Origin of the sequence: Microbacterium sp. BDGP8 (assembly GCF_029991045.1) — a bacterium.
Lineage (GTDB): Bacteria > Actinomycetota > Actinomycetes > Actinomycetales > Microbacteriaceae > Microbacterium > Microbacterium plantarum.
In genome coordinates this window covers 1,226,166-1,241,523 of record NZ_CP120712.1, presented here as the reverse complement: position 1 = coordinate 1,241,523, position 15,358 = coordinate 1,226,166, and the positions used below count along the sequence as shown (strand labels likewise).

At 69.1% G+C, this 15,358-nt stretch carries 14 protein-coding genes; 4 read left to right on the top strand and 10 right to left on the bottom strand.

The genetic code is table 11. The features are described from left to right. Window positions 1-13: 13 nt before the first annotated feature. Window positions 14-703: a lysophospholipid acyltransferase family protein gene (locus tag P6897_RS05955; RefSeq protein WP_112613924.1), complete on the bottom strand. Its 690-nt coding sequence runs from the start codon at window positions 701-703 to the stop codon at window positions 14-16. Window positions 704-706: 3 nt separating this feature from the next. Beyond that, complete coding sequence (locus P6897_RS05950; protein WP_282502369.1) at window positions 707-1,639, bottom strand: ROK family protein; 933 nt, start codon at window positions 1,637-1,639, stop codon at window positions 707-709. Between the two features lie 143 nt (window positions 1,640-1,782). On the opposite strand from P6897_RS05950, the gene P6897_RS05945 reads away from it, so the two are divergent. After that, window positions 1,783-3,618 (top strand): AMP-binding protein, encoded by a 1,836-nt coding sequence (locus tag P6897_RS05945; RefSeq protein ID WP_274177625.1) that lies wholly within the window; start codon window positions 1,783-1,785, stop codon window positions 3,616-3,618. A 65-nt stretch (window positions 3,619-3,683) separates the two neighbouring features. Here the strand turns inward: P6897_RS05945 and def are convergent, their stop codons facing one another. Genes def through P6897_RS05930 form a run of 3 tightly spaced genes read right to left on the bottom strand, consistent with a single transcriptional unit; the run spans window position 3,684 to window position 9,437 of the window. Beyond that, window positions 3,684-4,175 carry a peptide deformylase gene (gene def / locus P6897_RS05940; RefSeq protein ID WP_112613918.1) on the bottom strand — a complete coding sequence of 164 codons (492 nt, stop codon included), beginning with the start codon at window positions 4,173-4,175 and terminating at the stop codon, window positions 3,684-3,686. Between the two features lies 1 nt (window position 4,176). After that, window positions 4,177-5,979, bottom strand: a complete 1,803-nt coding sequence (locus P6897_RS05935) for a MinD/ParA family protein (protein WP_282502367.1) — start codon at window positions 5,977-5,979, stop codon at window positions 4,177-4,179. Window positions 5,980-6,029: 50 nt separating this feature from the next. Continuing rightward, the gene (locus P6897_RS05930) at window positions 6,030-9,437 is read right to left on the bottom strand and encodes a pyruvate carboxylase (RefSeq protein WP_282502366.1); all 3,408 of its coding nucleotides are present in this window, start codon (window positions 9,435-9,437) and stop codon (window positions 6,030-6,032) included. Between the two features lie 90 nt (window positions 9,438-9,527). On the opposite strand from P6897_RS05930, the gene P6897_RS05925 reads away from it, so the two are divergent. Then, a complete protein-coding gene (locus tag P6897_RS05925; protein ID WP_112613912.1) occupies window positions 9,528-10,349 on the top strand; it encodes a ParA family protein in 822 nt (273 codons plus the stop codon). A 73-nt stretch (window positions 10,350-10,422) separates the two neighbouring features. Here the strand turns inward: P6897_RS05925 and P6897_RS05920 are convergent, their stop codons facing one another. The 3 genes from P6897_RS05920 to P6897_RS05910 form a co-directional block, all read right to left on the bottom strand. After that, the gene (locus P6897_RS05920; RefSeq protein WP_023951592.1) at window positions 10,423-10,968 is read right to left on the bottom strand and encodes a MerR family transcriptional regulator; all 546 of its coding nucleotides are present in this window, start codon (window positions 10,966-10,968) and stop codon (window positions 10,423-10,425) included. Window positions 10,969-11,068: 100 nt separating this feature from the next. Continuing rightward, complete coding sequence (locus tag P6897_RS05915) at window positions 11,069-11,749, bottom strand: MerR family transcriptional regulator (protein ID WP_181574115.1); 681 nt, start codon at window positions 11,747-11,749, stop codon at window positions 11,069-11,071. Next, entirely contained in the window at window positions 11,746-12,210 is a 465-nt protein-coding gene (locus P6897_RS05910) for an FHA domain-containing protein (protein WP_240309677.1), read from the bottom strand. Before P6897_RS05910 ends, P6897_RS05915 begins: the two co-directional genes overlap by 4 nt. Before the next feature lie 137 nt (window positions 12,211-12,347). Between P6897_RS05910 and P6897_RS05905 the strand changes: the two genes are divergently transcribed. Then, window positions 12,348-12,902, top strand: coding sequence for a copper resistance CopC family protein (locus tag P6897_RS05905; protein WP_282502365.1), 555 nt, complete (start codon window positions 12,348-12,350; stop codon window positions 12,900-12,902). Window positions 12,903-12,911: 9 nt separating this feature from the next. Further along, window positions 12,912-14,312: a dihydrolipoyl dehydrogenase gene (lpdA, locus tag P6897_RS05900; protein WP_114587916.1), complete on the top strand. Its 1,401-nt coding sequence runs from the start codon at window positions 12,912-12,914 to the stop codon at window positions 14,310-14,312. Window positions 14,313-14,394: 82 nt separating this feature from the next. On the opposite strand, the gene P6897_RS05895 is transcribed toward lpdA, so the two are convergent. Further along, entirely contained in the window at window positions 14,395-15,027 is a 633-nt protein-coding gene (locus P6897_RS05895) for a CYTH domain-containing protein (RefSeq protein ID WP_282502364.1), read from the bottom strand. Beyond that, window positions 15,017-15,262 carry a response regulator gene (locus P6897_RS05890; RefSeq protein WP_282502363.1) on the bottom strand — a complete coding sequence of 82 codons (246 nt, stop codon included), beginning with the start codon at window positions 15,260-15,262 and terminating at the stop codon, window positions 15,017-15,019. The genes P6897_RS05895 and P6897_RS05890 overlap by 11 nt, the downstream gene beginning before the upstream one ends. Window positions 15,263-15,358 lie beyond the last annotated feature (96 nt).

Below are 15,358 nucleotides of genomic sequence, written 5' to 3'. Positions count from 1 at the left end.
GGCCGTGTGACGATCAGGCCTGCTGCTGCGCTGCGCGCTCCTTGACCGACGATGCGTACACGTCTTCGTACTCCTGCTCGCCCAGCCGCTGCAGCGCGACCATGATCTCGTCGGTCACCGAGCGCAGCACGTACCGGTCGCTCTCCATCCCCTGGAAACGAGAGAAGTCCAGCGGCTCGCCGATGACCATTCCCACCCGTCCGACCCGGGGGATGCTGCGCCCGATGGGCATGACCGCGTCGGTGTCGACCATGACGACGGGGATCACGGGCACGCGGGCCTCGAGCGCCATGCGCGCCAATCCGGTGCGTCCGCGGTAGAGCTTGCCATCGGGGCTCCGCGTGCCCTCGGGGTAGATCCCGAGCAGATCGCCGCGGCCCAGCACCTGGAGTCCCGTGTTGAGCGAGGCTTCGGACGCCTTGCCCCCCGTCCGGTCGATGGCGATCTGACCCGTCGCCTTCATGAACACCCGAGTAGCCCAGCCCTTGAGGCCCGTTCCGGTGAAGTAGTCGCTCTTGGCGAGGAACGACATCGGCCGGTCGATCATGAGCGGCAGGAAGATCGAGTCGCTCACCGAGAGGTGGTTACTGGCGAAGATCGCCGCACCGGATGCCGGGACGTTACGGCGCCCCACGATCCAGGGCCGGAAGATCGCCTTCACGACGGGTCCGATGAAGATGTACTTCATCAGCCAGTAGAACACCGGTCACCGCCCCCCGGCCAGATCGGCGACGCCGATCAGGCCCGCGTCGTTGCCGAGCGTCGCGATCGCGAAGTCGGCGGGAGCCGCGTTCTCGCCGCCCGGGAGCGCGTCACGGTAGGCCGCCCGGACCGGCGCGAGGAGCGTCTCGCCGAGCTGGGCGACGCCGCCGCCGATGACGAAGATCTCGGGGTCGAGCGTCGCCTGGAACCCGCCCGCGGTCTCGCCCAGCGCCGTCGCGACCCGGTGGAGCGCCTCGAGCGCTCCGGGATCGTCGGCGAGGATCAGGCGCGAGATCGCGTCGCCCGGGATCGAACCGTGCTCGTCGCGCACCTGCGCGAGCCCGGCACCGAGCTCGAGGTCGTCCGCGATGGCCACCGCCTCGCGCTGCAGCGCGCGTCCCGAGGCGTACTGCTCGAGGCATCCCTTCAGGCCGCACCCGCACAGGCGCCCGCCGCGCTCGAACCGCACGTGGCCGAGCTCGCCCGCCGCTCCTCGACCGCCGATGAGGAGCTGCCCGTCGATGATGACCGCTCCCCCGACGCCGGTGCCGAGGGTCAGCATCACCATGTTGGAGCTGCCGCGGCCGGCGCCGAAGCGGTACTCCGCCCACCCCGCGGCGTTGGCATCGTTCTCGAGCACGACGGCGACGCCGACGCGCGCCTCGAGCTCGGCTCGCAGCGGGTGCTCCACCCAGTCGATGTTCGGGGCGTGGCGCATGATCGACCGGGTGCGATCGAGGAATCCCGCGGCAGCGACGCCGACAGCGGTGACGTCGTGCGATGCGCGGAAGTGCCGCACCATGTCAGCGACGGCGTCGGCCAGCGCGTCGGTGTCGGCGGGGGTGTCGACGCGGATGCGGTCGACGATCGTCCCGTCGGCGGAGACGACACCTCCGGCGATCTTGGTTCCGCCGATGTCGATGCCGATGTTGAGCACGCGTGGTCCTTTCCGTCGGCCGTCCGGCGGCGACCCGCAAAGTCTAATGGGGCACCGCGTTCGCGCGCGGGCTCGGCGGCCGGGCGGCCGATAGAGTGTCTGTACCCTGCCAGACGCTTCCGGTACCGAAGGAGTTGCCGCCCATGAGCGCCGTCCAGTTCGAAGTCCCCGCTGTCGTTCCAGCCGACCCTGACGCGAACATCACCGATCTCCTCGTCGACCGGGTCGCCGCGACCCCGTCGCGAGCGCTCTTCGCCGTGCCGCACGACGGTGGTTGGCGAGACATCTCCGCGGCCGAGTTCCAACGCGAAGTCATCGCGCTGGCGAAGGGTCTCGTCGCCGCCGGTGTCGAGCCCGGCGACAAGGTGGCGTTCATCGCCCGCACCACGTACGACTGGACGCTCGTCGATTTCGCGATCTTTTTCGCCGGCGCCGTGATGGTCCCCGTCTACGAGACGAGCTCGGCGTCGCAGATCGCCTGGATCCTCGGCGACTCGGGCGCGACATTCGCGATCGCGGAGTCGGCCGACCACGCGGGTCGCATCGACGAGATCCGGTCGACCGTGCCCCTCGTCCGCGAGGTGTGGGTCATGGCTTCGGGACATCTCGACAAGCTGCGCTCGAGCGGGGGCGGCGTGTCCGACGAGGAGATCGAGCGGCGACGGAACCTCGCCGTCGGCTCGGACATTGCGACGCTCATCTACACCTCGGGATCGACCGGGCGCCCGAAGGGCTGTGTGCTGACCCACAGCAACTTCGTCGAGCTCGCCCGAAACTCCGGCGAAGCACTCAAAGAGGTCGTCAACCACCCCGGCGGCGCATCGACGCTGCTGTTCATCACCACGGCTCACGTCTTCGCTCGCTTCATCTCGATCCTCAATGTCCATGCCGGGGTCAAGACCGGGCATCAGCCCGACACCAAGCAGCTGCTGCCTGCTCTCGGCACGTTCCAGCCGACCTTCCTGCTCGCGGTCCCGCGCGTGTTCGAGAAGGTCTACAACTCGGCGGAGCAGAAGGCCGAAGCCGGCGGCAAGGGCAAGATCTTCCGCGCCGCCGCGCAGGTCGCGATCGATCACTCGCGGCTGAAGCAGGAGGGCAAGAGCATCCCGCTGCTGACCAAGCTCAAGTTCCGTGTCTTCGACAAGCTGGTCTACGGCAAGCTCCGCGCCGCCATGGGCGGCCGCGTCACCTACGCCGTCTCGGGATCCGCTCCCCTGGGCCCGCGCCTCGGCCACTTCTTCCACAGCCTCGGCGTCACGATCCTCGAGGGCTACGGACTCACCGAGACGACGGCTCCCGCGACGGTCAACCTCGCGACGAAGTCCAAGATCGGCACGGTCGGGCCGGTCCTGCCCGGCGTCGGAGTCCGCCTCGGTGAGGACGGCGAAGTCGAGGTGCGCGGCATCAACGTGTTCGCGGAGTACTGGCGCAACCCCGAGGCCACCGAGGCGGCGTTCAACGACGGCTGGTTCAAGACCGGCGACATCGGATCGTTCGACGACGAGGGCTTCCTCACGATCACCGGACGCAAGAAGGAGATCATCGTCACCGCCGGCGGCAAGAACGTCGCCCCCGCCGTGCTGGAAGATCCCATCCGCGCCAATCCGATCGTGGGCCAGGTCGTCGTCGTGGGCGATCAGAAGCCCTTCATCTCCGCGCTCGTCACGCTCGACCCGGAGATGCTGCCGACCTGGCTGACGAATAACGGCCTCTCCGGAGACATGTCCCTCGCCGACGCGGCGAAGAACGCCGAGGTCCGCGCCGAGGTCCAGCGCGCGATCGACGAGGCGAACCGCAACGTCTCGCGCGCAGAGTCGATCCGCAAGTTCACGATCCTCGACACGGAGTGGACCGAGGCGAGCGGCCACCTGACGCCCAAGATGAGCATCAAGCGCAACGTCATCCTCACCGACTTCTCGGACGCCATCTCCGACATCTACGACGAACCGGTGAAGACGAGCAACGTCCCGCTCGGATGATCGGATGACGCAGAAGCGGGGCCCGGCTGGTGATGACCGGCCGGGCCCCGCTTCTGCGTGACGCGTCAGAACCAGGACGACTCGCGCACCTCGCGCATGGCGATCCGACGCTCGGCGGGCGAGAGCCGGTCGAGGTACAGGATGCCATCGAGATGATCGCACTCGTGCTGCAGGGCCTGCGCCATCAGCCCCTCGCCCTCGAGGACGATCTCTTCGCCGTCGAGATCGATGCCCACGGCGCGCGCGTACGGGTGCCGGAGCGTGTCATGCCACAGGTTGGGTACCGAGAGGCATCCCTCGCCGATCAGAGACGGTTCACCGGAGACCTCGACGAGACGCGGATTGAGGATGTAGCCGATGACGCCGTCCACGTTGTAGCTGAACGCGCGCAGGCCCACGCCGATCTGCGGAGCGGCGACGCCCGCACGACCGGGCAGCTCGACGGTGTCGAGGAGGTCCTGGACGAGCGAGCGCACACCGTCGTCGATCGTCTCGATCGGAGCTGCCGGCGACTTCAGGACCGGGTCGCCGAAGAAGCGGATCGCGCGAACCGTCATGTCAGGCCGCCCCTCCCAGACGCAGACCTTCGACCACGCTCGCCGCGAGTTTGCGCGCCGCTTCGCGGGTCGCCGGCTCGAGGTCGCGGAACGAGACCGCGCTCCCCGCCGCCAGGTGCGGGTCGTACGGAACGCGCAGGACGGAGCGCACGCGCGTGGCGAAGTGCGTCTCCAACTCTTCCGCGCGAACCATCGGCGTTCCCGGACGGGATGTGTTGAGCACCACGACGGCGTTCTTCACGGCGTCGGCGAAACCGTTGGATTCGAGCCACGTCAACGTCTCGGAGGCCAGCCGGGCCTCGTCGACCGAGAGACCGGCGACGACGACGATCTGGTCGGACAGTCCGAGAGTCGCGCCCATCACGGAATGCACGATCCCGGTGCCCGTGTCGGTGAGGACGATGGAGTAATAGTGCGCCGCGATCGCGGCCACATCCTCGTAATCGTGATCGCTGAACGCTTCGGATACGTGCGGATCGGCGTCGGAGGCCAGCACGTCGAGCCGGGTTTCGTCGCGCGCGACGATGGCGGAGAGGTCGTTGAAGCCGACTACCTCACCGCGTGCACGCGCCAGATCGCGCACGGTCTTCCCGCTCGTTCGGCCGATGCGATCGGCCAGCGTGCCACGGTCGGGATTGGCGTCGATGGCGATCACGCGGTCATCGCGGGCATCTGCGAGAGCCATGCCGAGGAGGGTCGTCACCGTCGTCTTGCCGACGCCGCCCTTGCGCGAGAGCACGGGGACGAACTTCGCGCCACCGACCAGCGGCGCGGCGATGCGTCGGTCGAGCTCCTTCCGCGCCCGCGCGCGCTTTCCGTCGCCGAGGTTGATGCGATGGCCGGAGACGCTGTACAGCAGCCGCTGCCAACGGCCTTCCGGCTCGGCTCGCACGACCTGCGAGGGGTCGAGCAGACGTTCGGCCGTGAGGAGGTCGGCGGACTCGCGCCCGGGCTCGAGGTCGCCGATACGTCGCGATTGGAGGACGGGCTCGGTCGTACGTGCCACGGACACGCGCTCGCTGGCGTGACGCACCTGCTCGGCGGCCTGGTGCGCTTGCCGGCGCGTCGTCGGCACGGTCCCGGTGATCGGGGTGGAGGTCGGCACGACCGTCGCGACGACGGCACCGCCCTCGAGCGTTTCTCCGACGTCGGGCCTCGGGGCGTCGTGCTCGACGGCGGCGTCCGTCGCGTCGCCGGACTCATCACGCACGTCCAGAGCCTCGCCGGCTGCACCCGCGGTCATCGGTTCCGAGTCGTCCTGACCGTCGGTCTCCGCGTCCTCGTCGTCGATCGTGGCGGTGACGACCTCGTCGGCCGGCTCGGCTGCGTCGTCATCGGTCGCGACGTCGTCGTCGGTCGCGACGTCCTCATCGGTCGCGACGTCGATGTCGTCGTCGTCGACGACGAGGTCGGCTGCTTCGGCCTCCGTCACCTCGTCGTCCGGCTCGCCGTCGCTCGACCGATCCGGCGCCGCGAGGTCGTCGTCGTGGTCTGGAGTCGCGTGCTCGCCGACGCCCGCCTCGTCGTCGGAAGCACGCGATGTGTCATCCTCTGACGCGTCGGCATCGTCGTACGGCTCGCCCGGTCCCGCCCCGAGGGGGATGTCGCCGGTCGTCAGCTGCTCGTCGCCGACCTCGCCGTCGATGACGTCGTCGTCATCGAGGTCGTCTTCCGCGACGGGAAGCGCGACGTCGACCTGCGCGGTGCCGCCGATGATCCCGATCGCCGTCGTGTGAATGCTCTCGCTGTCGGCGAGGACCGCGGGATCGGTCTCTTCGGGCTGATTCTCGTTGCGCTCAGGCATGTTTTGCTGCGTCCACTCCCAGGTCTCGAGCTCGCGCCCGACCCCTTAGGCTACCCGCCGGGCCGGACGACGACCAAAAGGTCACCGGCTTCGACCGCTGCGGTCGGATCGACGACGAGCCGCTCGACGACGCCCGCCACGGGCGCCGTGATGCCCGCTTCCATCTTCATCGCCTCGATCGACGCGACGGGCGCCCCGGCCTCGACGGCATCGCCGACGGCCACCTTGAGCGTGACGACGCCCGAGAACGGAGCCGCGACCTGACCGGGAATCGCGGTATCGGCCTTCTCTGCTTGGCGGGCCTCGACGCTGATCCCGCGGTCGCGGACGAAGACCGGCCGCAGCTGCCCGTTCAGGGTCGCCATGACCGTGCGCATGCCCTTGTCATCGGCCTCGCCGATGGCCTCGAGCCCGACGTAGAGCTGGACGCCCTTCTCGATCTCGACGACGTGCTCGGCGCCGGGAACGAGCCCGTACAGATAGTCCGCGGTGTCGAGCACGCTGAGGTCACCGTACGTCTCGCGTACCCGGTCGAACTCCTGGGTCGGCGCGGAAAAGAGCAGCGCGTTCAGCGTGCGCCGTCGTGTTGCGGAATCCGCGTCGAGGTCCGCCGCCTGCGCTGCCGACAGGTCGGTGACAGCGGGTCGCACGGTGCGCCCGGCGAGCACCTTCGACCGGAACGGTTCGGGCCATCCGCCCGGCAGGTCGCCGAGCTCGCCCGCCATGAAGCCGACGACCGATTCCGGGATGTCGTACGCACCCGGGTCGGCGGCGAAGGCTTCGGGATCGGCTTTGACGGCTGCCAGATGCAGGGCGAGGTCGCCCACGACCTTCGACGACGGCGTGACCTTCGGAACCCGGCCGAGGATCCGGTTCGCCGCGGCGTACATGTCCTCGATGAGCTCGAAATCGTTGGCGAGCCCGAGGGCGATGGCCTGCTGCCGCAGGTTGGAGAGCTGGCCGCCGGGGATCTCGTGGCGGTAGACCCGGCCGGTGGGGCCGGGCAGACCGGACTCGAACGGCCGGTACATGTGCCGCACGGCTTCCCAGTAAGGCTCGAGGTCCGACACCGCATCGAGGTCGAGCCCCGTGTCGCGGTCAGTGTGCGCGAGGGCGGCCACGAGAGCGGAGAGCGACGGCTGGCTGGTCGTGCCCGCCATGGGCGCGGACGCCGCGTCGACGGCATCCGCCCCCGCTGCGCTCGCGGCCAGAAGGGTCGCCAGCTGCCCGCCGGCGGTGTCGTGCGTGTGGACGTGGACGGGGAGATCGAACCGTTCGCGCAGCGCCGAGACCAGGCGCGACGCTGCGGCCGGCCGCAGCAACCCGGCCATGTCCTTGATGGCGAGGACGTGCGCTCCCGCTTCGACGATCTCCTCGGCGAGACGGAGGTAGTAGTCGAGGGTGTAGAGGTCCTCGCTCGGGTCGAGCAGATCTCCCGTGTAGCAGAGCGCGACTTCGGCGATCGTCGTTCCGGTCTCGAGGACGGCGTCGATGGCGGGCCGCATCTGCGTGACGTCGTTCAGTGCGTCGAAGATCCGGAAGATGTCGACACCCGCATCCGCCGCTTCCCGAACGAAGGCTTGCGTGACGGCTGTCGGGTAGGGGGTGTACCCGACGGTGTTGCGGCCGCGCAGCAGCATCTGCAGCGCCACGTTGGGAAGCGCGTCACGGAGCTTGTCGAGCCGTTCCCAGGGGTCTTCGCCGAGGAAGCGGAGCGCCACGTCGTAGGTCGCTCCGCCCCACGCCTCGACGGAGAGAAGCTGAGGAGTGAGCCGCGCAACAGCGGGGGCGACCGCAACGAGGTCCTTTGTCCGCACGCGGGTCGCGAGAAGCGACTGGTGCGCGTCGCGGAAGGTCGTCTCCGTCACGGCGAGCGAGGTCTGGCGGCGCAGGGCTTCGGCGAACCCCACTGGCCCGAGTTCGAGGAGGCGCTGACGCGAGCCCGCCGGTGGCGACGCAGCGAGGTCGATCCGCGGAAGCTTGCTCCGGGGGTCGACGCTCGTCGGAGTAGAACCGTGCGGGCGGTTGACGGTGGTGTCGGCGAGCCAACCCAGGATCTTCGATCCGCGGTCCTTGGACGCGCGTCCCTCGAGCAGCTCGGGGCGCTCGTCGATGAACGACGTGCTGAGGTCACCGCGAGCGAAAGACGGGTCGTCGAGAACCTGCTGCAGGAACGGGATGTTGGTCGAGACGCCACGGATGCGGAACTCGGCGAGGGCGCGGCGCGAGCGAACGACCGCGGCGCCGAAGTCGCGGCCCCGGCAGGTGAGCTTGGCGAGCATCGAGTCGAAGTGCGGGCTCACCTGAGATCCGGCGGCGGTCGTGCCGCCGTCGAGACGGATGCCGGCCCCGCCGGGCGACCGGTAGGTGGTGATCTTCCCCGTATCGGGGCGGAACCCCTGAGCCGGGTCCTCGGTCGTGATGCGGCACTGCAGAGCCGCGCCGCGCAGCTGGATGCGGTTCTGGGTGAGGCCGAGCTGCGCGAGGCTCTCCCCCGCCGCGATCCGCATCTGGGATTGGACCAGGTCGACGTCGGTGACCTCCTCGGTCACCGTGTGCTCGACCTGGATGCGGGGGTTCATCTCGATGAAGACGATCTCGCCCGCCCGGGGGCCGGCGGTCTCGAGCAGGAACTCGACGGTGCCGGCGTTCACGTAGCCGATGGAGGTCGCGAAGGCGATCGCGTGCCGGTGCAGGTCGGCCCGCGTCTCGTCGTCGAGATTGGGAGCCGGCGCGATCTCGATGACCTTCTGATGACGCCGCTGCACCGAGCAGTCCCGCTCGAAGAGGTGAACCGTCTCCCCCGTGGCATCGGCGAGCACCTGAACCTCGACATGGCGGGGTCGCTGCACGGCCTGTTCCAGGAAGACGCGCGCGTCGCCGAAGGCACTCCGGGCCTCGCGCATGGCCTCGGAGAGGGCCGGCGCGAGCTCGTCGGGGCTGGCGACGCGCCGCATCCCGCGTCCCCCACCACCGGCGACGGCTTTGACGAAGACGGGGAAGCCGATGTCGCCTGCCTGGGCCACGAGAGCGTCGATGTCGTCAGAGGCGTCGGTCGATCGCAGCACCGGCACGCCTGCGGCGACCGCGTGGCCCTTGGCCGTGACCTTGTTCCCCGCCATCTCGAGCACGCGTGCGGAAGGACCGATGAACGCGATGCCCGCCTCGGCGGCGCGCGCCGCGAGTTCCGGATTCTCCGACAGGAAGCCGTAGCCCGGGTAGATGGCGTCTGCCCCGCTCTCACGCGCGACGCGGATGATCTCGTCGACGTCGAGGTAGGCACGCACCGGGTGACCCTTGACGCCGATCTCGTAGGCCTCGTCGGCCTTCAGCCGGTGGAGCGAGTATCTGTCCTCATGGGGATAGACCGCCACGGTCCGGGCCCCGAGCTCGAACGCCGCGCGGAAAGCGCGGATGGCGATCTCACCACGATTCGCGACAAGGATCTTCCGGAACATGCTCACCTCGCTGGAGTGAGTCGCGCGGCAACGGCGCCGCGCGGGGGCTCGAATACCCTCACAGCCTAGGGGAAGGTAACGTAGAGCCTCGTGCACGTACTTTCCGTCAGCTCGCTCAAGGGCGGGGTCGGCAAGACGACGGTCACCCTGGGGCTCGCATCCGCCGCGTTCGCCCGCGGTGTCCGGACGTTGGTTGTCGACCTCGATCCGCAGTCCGACGTGTCGACGGGGATGGACATCCAGGTCGCCGGCCGTCTCAACGTCGCCGATGTCCTCGCCAATCCGAAGGAGAAGGTGGTCCGTCAGGCCATCACCTCGAGCGGATGGGCGAAGGTGCACCCCGGCACCATCGACGTTCTGATCGGCAGCCCGTCGGCCATCAACTTCGACGGACCGCACCCGAGCGTGCGCGACGTCTGGAAGCTCGAAGAGGCTCTCGCGACCATCGAGGCCGACTACGACCTCGTGCTCATCGACTGCGCTCCCTCTCTCAACGCCCTGACCCGCACGGCGTGGGCGGCCAGCGACCGCGTGATCGTCGTGACCGAGCCCGGCCTGTTCTCTGTCGCTGCCGCCGATCGCGCCCTCCGTGCCATCGAGGAGATCCGACGCGGCCTTTCGCCTCGCCTGCAGCCCCTCGGAATCGTGGTCAACCGCGTGCGTCCGCAGTCGATCGAGCACCAGTTCCGCATCAAGGAACTCCGCGACATGTTCGGTCCCCTGGTGCTCTCGCCTCAGCTGCCCGAACGCACCTCGCTGCAGCAGGCCCAGGGTGCGGCGAAGCCGCTCCACATCTGGCCCGGAGACTCCGCGCAGGAGCTCGCGTCCGACTTCGACGCGCTGCTCGACCGCGTGCTGCGCACCGGCCGCATCCCGGTCGCGGGCGAGACTCCCACGGCCACCCCGAGCTGATCAGCTCGTCCCCACACGAACGAAACCCCGGCCGCACCGCAGGTGCGCCGGGGTTCTGTGTATCGGGAGCGACTCAGGCGCTGCGCGCCGAGCGTCGCGCGGCGAGCTCGTCGACGGGGTCCGGCGCCTGGGGGTCGAACTCCACGAGCGTCGACTCGACCTCGCGGAGGACCTTCCCGACCGCGATGCCGAACACGCCCTGACCGCGGCTGACGAGGTCGATGACCTCGTCGTTCGACGTGCAGAGGTAGACCGAAGCGCCGTCGCTCATCAGGGTCGTCCCGGCGAGATCACGAATGCCGGCGGCGCGGAGCTGATCCACGGCGACGCGGATCTGCTGCAGCGAGATGCCGGTGTCGAGCAGTCGCTTCACGAGCTTGAGGACGAGGATGTCGCGGAAGCCGTAGAGCCGCTGCGACCCGGAGCCACTGGCGCCGCGAACGGTCGGGACGACGAGTTCGGTGCGAGCCCAGTAGTCGAGCTGACGGTAGGTGATCCCGGCGGCGCGAGCGGCCTGCGCTCCCCGGTACCCGGCTTCGTCATCCATCTCGGGGAGACCGTCGGTGAAGAGCAGGTCGGTCGTGAACCGCATCTCGCCGAGCGAATCATGCGCGGTCATCTGGTCCTCCTGCCGGACGGTCGGGTTACTTCCACGCTAGATGAGGGATGCCGCCGCGGCAACGACATCCGTTCCGAGCCCGCGGCGTGTCGCGCGCGGCTCACCTGACGAGTCGGTCGATAGCCGCCTGGACGAACGCCGAACGGACGTCGTCGAGCCGGCGCACCAGTTCGGGAGCGAGCTCGTGGGCGCGTCCACGAGACGAGGAGTCGGTTCGGCGGAGCAACGGCGCGAGCGCCGTCTCGACGAGCGCGACGTCACGCTCGGCCGCCTGGCGCACCGTGCGGAGGTGGCGAGGACCGATGCCGTGACGATCGAGGGCGACGAGGGTACGCAGCAGCACCAGCGCGCGTTCGTCGTAGGTGTCGGCGGCGGGCAGCAGGCCCGCTGACACCGCGTCGCCGAGCAGCGCCGCGGTGGCCTCGGCCTGATCGATCAGCTCGTCGCGCCGATAGCGCCGATGCTGGACGATCGACGCCGGCAGCGCAGGCGGAAGCCCCTCGGCCCCCGGTGTGTCGAGGTACTCACGGATGCGTGCCAGGGGCATGTAGTGGTCGCGCTGGAGCGTCAACGCCGTGCGCAGGCGCTCCACGTCCGCGGGCGAGAACTTCCGGTATCCCGACCCGGTGCGCGTCGGTGTGACGATCCCCTGGTCCTCGAGGTAACGGAGCTTGCTCGAGCTCAGAGCCGGAAACTCCGGGCTGAGCCGGGCGAGCACCTGACCGATGCTCAGATGACCCGCCGTCGTGGACCGACTGCGGGCGGCGGGGGCCGCGCTCACGCGCCGGTCGCCGGTCCGCGATCGAGCGGTGAGACGAAGAAGTTCAGGCGGAATTTGCCGACGCGCAGTTCGGCGCCGTCCGAGAGCACAGCTCGGTCGACGCGCTCACCGTTCACGTACGTGCCGTTCAGGGAGCGCTGGTCGACGATCTCGAATGCCGAGCCGGTGCGAGTGATCTCCGCGTGCCGGCGCGAGACCGTGACGTCGTCGAAGAAGATGTCGGCCTCGGGGTGGCGACCGACGGTCGTCACGTCGGTGTCGAGCAGATACCGGGCTCCCGCCGTCGGGCCCGAACGCACCAGAAGCAGGGCTGCCCGCTCCGGCAGAGCCTGGATGGCATCGCGCTCGACAGCGGTGAGGTCAGCCCCGAACGGCACGAATGACAGGTCCAGGTCGTGCCCGAACGTCTGCGTCGTGTCCGAGGACCCGCTGTGCGGCGCGCGGTCGGGGCCGCGTCGGATGTCGTCGACGTCTCGATCCTTTTCGTCCACAGTGTCCTCCTCTTCCGGGCCAGCCTAACGGATCGACGACGAGTCGCGAACGCGATTCCCGAGGGCTCTCACGACCTTCATATGCCTCGCGGATTAGGCTCGGGGCGATGTCTCAACGCACCCCCGCTCTCCGCACGCGCCTCCTCGCCGCCCTCGGCCTCGCACTCGGCCTCGCCGTCGCCGCACCCGCGTCCCCCGCCCTCGCACACGACGAGCTGCTCGCTTCCGATCCGGCCGCCGATTCGACGGTGACCGCGCTGCCCGACGAGCTGACCCTCACCTTCAGTGGCGTCCTGATCGACGAGGACGGGGTCAACGCGATCTCGGTGACCGACGCAGCCGGAACCGAGCTCGCCGAGGGCGCGCCGACCCTCGATGGGACCACGGCGACCCAGGCGCTCAGCGGCGACAGCCAGGGCCCGATCACCGTGCGGTGGCGTGTGGTCTCGAGCGACGGCCACCCGGTCTCGGGCGAGTTCTCGTTCACCGCCGGCGACCCCGCGGCCGCGCCGACATCCCCCGTCGGCGGAGAAGCCGAGACCACCACGGAGGAAGGCCTTCCCGCCGTGTTCTGGATCGTCGTGTCGATCGTCGTCGTCGCCGGCGTGATCGCGCTCGTCATCGCCCTCGTAGCGGCGTCTCGGCGGCGCACCGAGGACTAGGCTGGGAGCATGCCTCACTACAACGTCGTCATCCTCGGCGCGGGCCCCGGCGGGTATGTCGCAGCTGTCCGCGCTGCGCAGCTCGGACAGTCCGTCGCGATCATCGAAGAGAAGTACTGGGGAGGCGTCTGCCTCAACGTCGGCTGCATCCCTTCCAAGGCGCTGCTGAAGAACGCCGACCTCGCCCACACCTTCAAGCACAAGGCCGATCTCTTCGGCATCAGCGGAGATGTGAACTTCGACTTCGGCACCGCGTTCGACCGCAGCCGCAAGGTGGCCGAGACGCACGTCAAGGGCATCCACTTCCTGATGAAGAAGAACAAGGTCACCGAGTACGAGGGTCGCGGTTCGTTCCTCGACGCCAAGTCGATCCAGGTGACCAAGACCGATGGCTCGCAGGAGACCGTCACGTTCGACAACGTCATCATCGCCACCGGCTCGACGGTGCGCCTGCTCCCCGGCGTTCAGCTCAGCGACAACGTCGTGACCTACGAGGAGCAGATCCTCACTCGCGACCTGCCGAACTCGATCGTCATCGTCGGTGCCGGCGCGATCGGCATGGAGTTCGCCTTCGTGATGTCGAACTACGGCGTCAAGGTCACGATCATCGAGTTCCTCGACCGCGCCCTCCCCAACGAGGACGTCGAGGTCTCGAAGGAGATCCAGAAGCAGTACAAGAAGTACGGCATCGACATCCTCACCTCGACCAAGGTCGAGCAGATCGTCGACTCCGGCGACAAGGTCACCGTCTCGTACTCGGCCAACGCCGACGGCGCGAAGGGGCAGATCGAGGCCGACAAGGTCCTCATGTCGATCGGCTTCGCGCCCCGCGTCGAGGGCTTCGGTCTGGAGAACACCGGCGTGAAGCTCACGGAGCGCGGCGCGATCGACATCGACGACCACATGCGGACCAATGTCGAGGGCATCTACGCGATCGGTGACGTCACCGCCAAGCTGCAGCTCGCACACGTCGCCGAGGCGCAGGGCGTCGTCGCGGCCGAGACGATCGGCGGAGCCGAGACGCAGACTCTCGGCGATTACCGCAACATGCCGCGTGCAACGTTCTGCTCGCCGCAGGTCGCATCGTTCGGTCTGACCGAGCAGCAGGCGCGCGACGCCGGTCACGACGTCAAGGTCGCCAAGTTCCCCTTCTCGGCGAACGGCAAGGCGAACGGCCTGGGCGAGCCCGTCGGCTTCGTCAAGCTGATCGCCGACGCTGAGCACCTGGAGCTCCTGGGCGGACACCTGATCGGCCCCGACGTGTCGGAGCTGCTGCCCGAGTTGACCCTTGCTCAGAAGTGGGACCTGACCGCGCTCGAGGCCGCGCGCAACGTCCACACGCACCCGACGCTGTCGGAGGGCCTGCAGGAGGCCTTCCACGGTCTCGCGGGCCACATGATCAACCTCTGACGCTCGCGTCTCCAAGACGAACGCACCGCGCGGCTATGGCCGGCGGTGCGTTCGTCTTTTCGTCTGAGCGAGCTGCGGATACTCAGCGCGCGAGGGCGCGTCCGAGCTTGGATTCGGATGCCGCCGGCGCTCCCCCGACGGATGCCACGAGCTCATCAGCCGCCGCGAAGAGCTCGGCGACACCCGCCGCAGTGCTCGGGGCCGCAGGGCCCAGCTCGAGCTCCCACTCCCGCCACGAAGTCGTGCGCCCCGAGCGCTCGTCCGTGGCCGTCACCCGATCGTCGACGAACTCCGCGACCATGCCGCCCTCGGCATCGAGCAGAGCGAAGGCGGTGCGCGAGTTCCGGATGCGCGCGATGACCTCGAACGGCGGCTGCGCCACCTCGGCGAGCTCCGCGATGATCGCCTCGGGCACCTCAACCGGGGCCGACTCATCGGCGTCGTCGAGGGGCCAGTGCGTCTCGAGCTTGCCTTCCGGCGTCGAACGCTTGACGTGCCAGCCCGCGTCGGGACCGCCTGTACGTCGCCGCAGCGCGGTCAGCGCCTCGGCGAGTCGCCCGTCGGCGGTGTCGAGGTAACGCGCGTCGAGCTCGCGGGGCTCGGGCTCACCGACGGACGCGACTCCGGGAAGAGTCGACCAGTCGGGCACCGCCGTGCCGGCCTCGACGTCGTACTTGCGCTCGATCTCGAGCGAGCTGCGCGGCTCAGTCGTCACTGGTGACGCGGTCGTCGCGCTCGTCGGTCGAGGGGTCGATGTCGCCCTCCGCCTCGACGAAGTGGAACTCGGACGACGTCGGCCCGTCACCCTCGCCGGTGTGCTCCGGCTCGCCGGCGCGCTCATAGACCACCTGGGTCTCGCTGTAGGGAAGGATGAGCCGGTCTGACGCGTCTTCGTCCAGCGGAAGGGTCTGCCCATCGAGGGGACCACCGTGCAGTCGTGCAATAGCCATGTTCTGACCTCCTGGGTCCGACGATACCCGCGCCGCCCGGACCGGCCGATACGCTTGCGCCATGCGTGCTCGGCGACTACGAAAGCTCCCCTCGGC

What these genes read in the sequence shown, in the direction of transcription:
- P6897_RS05945 (WP_274177625.1), top strand. Translation starts at nt 1,783, where the DNA reads ATGAGCGCCGTCCAGTTCGAAGTCCCCGCTGTCGTTCCAGCCGACCCT.
- def (WP_112613918.1), bottom strand. Translation starts at nt 4,175, where the DNA reads ATGACGGTTCGCGCGATCCGCTTCTTCGGCGACCCGGTCCTGAAGTCG.
- P6897_RS05935 (WP_282502367.1), bottom strand. Translation starts at nt 5,979, where the DNA reads ATGCCTGAGCGCAACGAGAATCAGCCCGAAGAGACCGATCCCGCGGTC.
- P6897_RS05930 (WP_282502366.1), bottom strand. Translation starts at nt 9,437, where the DNA reads ATGTTCCGGAAGATCCTTGTCGCGAATCGTGGTGAGATCGCCATCCGC.
- P6897_RS05920 (WP_023951592.1), bottom strand. Translation starts at nt 10,968, where the DNA reads ATGACCGCGCATGATTCGCTCGGCGAGATGCGGTTCACGACCGACCTG.
- P6897_RS05905 (WP_282502365.1), top strand. Translation starts at nt 12,348, where the DNA reads ATGTCTCAACGCACCCCCGCTCTCCGCACGCGCCTCCTCGCCGCCCTC.
- lpdA (WP_114587916.1), top strand. Translation starts at nt 12,912, where the DNA reads ATGCCTCACTACAACGTCGTCATCCTCGGCGCGGGCCCCGGCGGGTAT.
- P6897_RS05890 (WP_282502363.1), bottom strand. Translation starts at nt 15,262, where the DNA reads ATGGCTATTGCACGACTGCACGGTGGTCCCCTCGATGGGCAGACCCTT.